2 protein-coding genes are annotated in these 4825 nt (G+C 68.9%); both read right to left on the reverse strand.

The annotated features are described in order from the left end of the window. Window positions 1–1307 precede the first annotated feature (1307 nt). Entirely contained in the window at window positions 1308–3848 is a 2541-nt protein-coding gene (locus ACZ7GZ_RS39380) for a helicase associated domain-containing protein (protein WP_471032125.1), read from the reverse strand. Window positions 3849–3943: 95 nt separating this feature from the next. Continuing rightward, window positions 3944–4432 carry a hypothetical protein gene (locus ACZ7GZ_RS39385; RefSeq protein WP_471032127.1) on the reverse strand — a complete coding sequence of 163 codons (489 nt, stop codon included), beginning with the start codon at window positions 4430–4432 and terminating at the stop codon, window positions 3944–3946. Between the last annotated feature and the right edge of the window lie 393 nt (window positions 4433–4825).

Here is a 4825-nt window from a genome sequence, read left to right on the forward strand (position 1 = left end):
GGGGGGGGGCGTGCGGGGGCGGGGGTGAGAAAGGGAGGGATCCGGCAAGAGCGCGGACCCGCGTTGGGGAAGAGGGGGGGGGGGCCCCCCCCCCCCCCCCCCCCCCCCCCCCCTCCGGCCGTTTCCTCCTTCTCTCCCCCCGAGCCGGCCCAGCGCCAACGCACCCACCCCGCTGGTGAACCCGGCGCCAGATCGACGGCGCCCTGCCTCACCGCCCCCTGCCGGCCGCGGCCCTCGCCCCGTCCACCGGGGCGGCCTCACCACCACGGCCGAAGCCCGCACCAGCAGCACGGACAACCGCATGCCCACGGCGAGGAAGACCCTCGCCCTGGACCGCGCCGCGGTCCGCGCCCATCCCGGACCGCCCGTCCCGTCCTCACCGATGCACACCACGGCCGCGGACCCGCCGTCCAGGCGCCCGCTCCAACGCCCCGTTCCGCACACGCGGCACACGAGTCCGGCATCCACGCACCGCGCCGCCGTTCACACCGAGACCCGCAACGGCACCGCCGAAAGAGCGCACCATGCCGACCGGAGCGCCCTCGACCCACCCAGAAAATCAGTCACATGATCCAAGATAGGCATCATGTTCGAACGGAATTCCCTCCTGACCGCCGTAGGAGGCCTTCCGGCCAAGCCCGCGCCCCTCCCCTGAAGCGCATGCTCGCCGAGCCCGTCTCAACAGTCCTGACAGAGCTTTTTTCACGACAGCGAGATACCTGACTTGGGCACGACACGTCCCGGTCGACCAGCGTCCCCCCAGCTGCCCCAGCGCCTTGTGCGGTCGACGCCGGGGCAGCAGAGGCGACTGCTTGCCGAGCACGGCGCGTATGTCCTCGGTGGGGTCCACGCCCGGCGCGTAGGCGGCGACGACCACGCCCAGGACGAGCGCGGTGATGCTGCGGCCTCGTTTGCGGAGCCCTTGACGAACTCCTCGTCGGACAGCTTCGCCAGGCGACGGTCCGCAAACAGACGGCGAGGAGGCGGGGGTGCCGGGTGAGACGGCGCCCCCGAGCAGGCGTTGACCAGGGAGCGCACCGCGGCCCTCGACCGCACTCTGGCGGGCACGTCCCGCCGGACGGCAGGATGGGCGGCACCACAGTGGCGCTGACGGTGAATAGTCGGCCAGAGTGCTCCTGGGCGAGGCACGGCCGGATGACATGCCCGCGGGCGCGGCCGGACGAGCGTCCCGGCAGAGGGGACCGGCACCGTGCGCCTGGACGAGGCGCGGCCGGGGCGAGCATGGCGACGATCGAGTTCCTGAAGCTGTCCAACAGCCACGCACTGCAGACGTCCCGGCCGTGCGTTTATGTCCATCGCATGCCGATGGCGGAGAGCTGTTCCACCCGCTCTGGCGAGAGCGCCCCGGCCCTGCTCCGCTGGTTGCTGACCCATGCCCCTAGTCGTAGGTGGTGTTCTTCCGCCCCGTCACTGCCGCGGTCGGCGTCCTCGCCGTCGATGATGATGATCTCGATGTGCTTTCGCGGGACCTTCAAGTGGCCCTCGCGTTCGTAGTACTGCTTGGCGGCGGCGTAGTTCATCGCCCATTTGTCGGCCTGGCTCCGGCGCGGCTTCGGTTTCTCCTCCTCGGCCGCGGGCTCGATGCCGAGGATGTGTTCGCACATCCACTGCTGGACGCCTGTGTGCTTGTCCCAGCCGTACCGGACCGACCGCACCCACCGCCCCAGGTCCTCGCCCTGGTGCACGACGACACCCGGCGTCATGGGCAGCTCGCCGCCGGTCTGCAGGTGCTGCCGGGTGAGGTGGAAGGCGCGCTGCCACTCCACCGGCCAGGCCGGGCACCAGGACGGATCAATGTCCTCCAGTTGCTCGCGCCGCTCGTCCGAGAGCGCGCCGGCCGACGATTCGACTCGCAGGCCCTCGGCACGACGCTGCTCGATCTCGGCAGCCCTCCGGGCGGCGGCCCGCGCATTCTTCAGAAAGATCCCTACCCGGTACCCCTTGTATGTGGCGTCAAGGGGCGCCAGGAGGTGGCCCACCTCAGCCGCCCACCCACGCGCGGCAACCAGGCCCTCTTCCCACGCGACGTCGTAGTGAGACCAGATCATGCCGAGCTTCTCCAGCTGCTCGATGCGGTCTTCGTCCACGTTCCCGCGGGCGTAGAAGCGTCTGGCGTCGGCGATCCATTGCCCCAGTGGAAAACCGGCGAGCGTAGCCGGCCACCCCTCGGTCTGCGCTTCTTGGTCGTCGCTGTCGGGCACGCGGTAGGTGAACGGCACGCGCAGGTCGCCGTGCAGCCGGTTGTAGATGACCGCTGCCTCCATGCCGCGCCGCCAGTGGGCGTGTTCGGGGTTGATGACGCGCAGGTTGATGAACGCCGCCAGTTGCGCGGGATCGCGCGGAGTGGAGAACTTCAGCAGCTGCCGGGCCGGCACGGACAGTCGGTCGCTTCGGTCGCTCCCGGCTCCTTCGTCTTCCTCCACCCCGCTACGGCTCTGAACGCCTCTGACGCGGCTCTGGGCCTGGGGCTCGGCGAGCTGCTCCACGATGCGGGCATCATGCGCCCTGAGCGCCTCCAGAAGTCTGGCGAGGCCGCCGTACGCCCTGCTGGTGAGCATGTTGTCGGCCGTCTCACCGGGCCCGAGCAGGACCGGCACCACTAGCGAGGCGACCTTGCCCTCGCCGGGCTGGATGCGCAGGGCGCGGCCGACGGCTTGGACGAGGTCGGGCATGGAGCCGCGTACGTCGGCGAAGTAGACGGAGTCGCAGCGTCGGGTGTCGACGCCCTCGCCGAGAATTCGAACGCTGCTCAGAAAGGTCTTCTCGACGACGGTGCCGTCGGTGGCGATGCCGTCGGCGAACTCCCCGAGGACCCGCCGCCGGTGGTTTGGCTTGTGGTCGCCGCACAGCCAGTCGGCCCAGATCGTCTTGGGGTACAGCTCCGGGGCCGCGCCGTGCAGCTGCGTGGCGATGTCGGGAAGGCCAGCCGCGAACGCCTCGGCTTCCTTGACCATGTGGTGGAAGGTGAGGGTGCGGCGGAAGCCTTCCTCCGAGGCCGCCTTCACCAGCGCCGTCTGCAGGGCGGCGAGCCGCGCCCCGCGCACCTGGTCCGACCGTCCCTCGGCACCGAGCAGTATGGCGGCCTGGAGCTGCGTGTCGGTGATGTCCACGCACACTACCTGGTACGGCGCACAGATTCCCCTGTCGATCGCCTCCGACAACGTCAGGGTGAAACACCTGCTGCCGAACGGGCCGTTCGGGTCGTCCTCCATCGAGGCCACCAGCTCGCCCGGCGCGCCCTGCACGAAGTCCTCGTCCAGCTGCCACAACCTCGGAGTGGCGGTCATGTACAGCCGTCGCAGGGATGGGATGCGGGTGTTGTCGTGGACGACCGCCCACGGCTTCCCGATCCGCCCGGAAGTCCGGTGCGCCTCGTCCACGACGATCAGGTCCCATCCCGGCAGACCTGCAGCATGGGCTCGCTCGAGTGTGCCGAGTCCGAGGGAGGCGTAGGTGACGAACACGGTGATCTTGTCGAACGGGCGGACCCAGGCGACCAGCTCGTCCACGTCCGTGGTGTTCGGGAAGGACGCCTCCGGCCCGCGCAGGGACGAGACCCCGATCATCGGCCCGCTACGCCCGCCCTCGCGCCAGGCGGCCTCGGTCTGCACGAGCAGGTCCAGCGAAGGCACGAGCACCAGCACACGACCCGCCTGCAGCTCCTCCGCGCTGCGCACGGCGACGAGGGTCTTGCCGGATCCGGTGGCCATGATCACCTGAGTCCGGAGCCCGCGCTCAGGCACAAGAGATCTTGCAGAGAATTCGAGCGCCTTGACAATGGCGTCGACTGCTTCTCTCTGGTGGGGACGGAGAGTTTTCTTTTCCACCGAAGCGTCCTCTCTCCTGCAGATTATTGTCGTCCCCGTCGCGGGTGCGCAGCCTGCTGCGCCAGCACGGCTCCGGTGAGGTCGGTGCGCAGCTGCTAGAGGAAGCCCCGGAGGTCGGTGGCTGTGCAGCGGTAGCCGCCGGCGTCGAGCTCGTATGTATCGCCGGTGAGGGCGCCGAGCGTGAGGTGATAGATCCCGCCGCTGGTGTGACTGACCGCGTACATGCCTCCTCCGCCATCCGTGCCGAACACTGTCACGGCGTCATGAATGGCCCCAGCAAGTTTCTTGGGGTAGTTGCCGACCTCCGTCTGGGACACGAGTGAGGAGGCGTCATCGATCCAGATGCCACTGCCGAGATCAGGCAGGACGACAGAGCCGAGCTGGGCGTAGTACTCCTGGAGTACCTCGGCCGCCCCTGCGTGAACGAGCAGTGCGACAGCGGCCGCACCTTCCTCGGCGGAGACGAGGCGCACCTCGTGCTCTCCAGGTGGGTAACGCTGGGCAGCCTGGAAGCCGGCCGAGAATGCTTTCGCGAGCCGAGCCATATCCTCACCCCACTCACGCAGATACACGGTGTCATTCACGACCAATGACCACCCATCCGTTGGGTTACAATAATTCCAGAGTCTAGCAGCAGACACTTTTGATGCATCCACCTTCCAGAACTGACCTATCGTCAAACAATCCAAGCGGGTCACATGACCAGGCATCACTTTCTGAGCCCCCGAAGAGCCCTCCGGCAGACCCTTGCTGCCAGCCAGCGCGCCGCGCGGAGCGTGGCGCGCCAACCTCAGGGAGTGCGGGGGTGGCTGGAGCGCAGCAGAGGCCGGGGCCGGGCGAAGCCCGGCCCCGGCCGCACAGCGGGCCGTTCGCCCCTGGAGCGAAGCGGAAGGGGCGTCAACTTGCTGCGAAGCCAGCAAGTTGAGCGGGGAGCGCAACGAAGACCGGAAAAGCGTCATGGCGGGAAAAAGGGTGGC

It is taken from the genome of Streptomyces sp. NPDC037288 (assembly GCF_055603265.1).